We start from the raw sequence: 906 nt of genomic DNA, 5'->3' as shown, positions 1-906 counted from the left end.
TTTGAGACCAAGCCAAAGAAAAAAGACATTGAATTACTGGAAACCATGTATCGCTCACTCGCTCAAGGGAAATGGGATGGTGACCGCGACGCTTGGCCTAAACCCATAGACGACCGCATCTGGCAATTGATTGTCAGCGACAAACACAGCTGTAATAACAGTTTGCCAGGTCACAGAGGGTGCCCGTTTCAAAAGGCGCGTTCTGAGTTAGATAAAAATGACGTGATCATCGCGAATCACTCTCTCGTTATGGCTGATGCTGACTTAGGTGGTGGCGTAATCTTACCAGAGCCAGAAAATACGATTTATGTCTTTGACGAAGCTCACCACCTGCCTCACGTCGCCCGTGATCACGCTTCAGCATCCGCGAGTTTAAAAGGCGCAGCAGCGTGGCTAGAGAAGCTGAATCAGTCAATCAGTAAATTTTCATCACTGGCTGATGAGAAACGTGTCGCTCGTTTCCGCAATGACTTGCAGGACTCGGTGCAAAACTTACTACCTGCGCTCACTCAATTGACTAAACAGTTCGACCCAGCTCAGTTTGAAGAAGGCATCTACCGCTTTGAACATGGCGAACTGCCTACTTGGCTAGAAAACCAATCTAAAGAGCTAAAGCAGTTCAGCAAGAAAGCAAACCAAAGCGTCGCGAAAATCGCCGATCTTATCGCAGAAAGAGTCAAAGATGGCGAACTCGCGGCAAGATTGGCCGAGCCTGCGCTCGCTGAACTAGGTTTCTATATTCAACGACTTGAGAACCTCGCTCAAGTTTGGCGTTTAATGGCAGAGCCAACACGAGAAAAAGGAGCACCTTTAGCGAGATGGCTAGAAACTCACCCAGATCGTGAAGGCGATTTTATTGTGAGTGTCTCCCCTCTTGAGATTGGATGGCAGCTAGACCAACAGATT

Annotated in this window: 1 pseudogene; it reads left to right on the top strand. The window is 48.0% G+C overall.

The features are described 5' to 3' along the window. Positions 1-906: pseudogene (locus R7190_RS26200) on the top strand (ATP-dependent DNA helicase DinG); the annotation flags it as partial.

The sequence above is a fragment of the Vibrio sp. 1078-1 genome (assembly GCF_033340475.1).
This window is presented reverse-complemented; position numbering and strand designations above follow the sequence as displayed.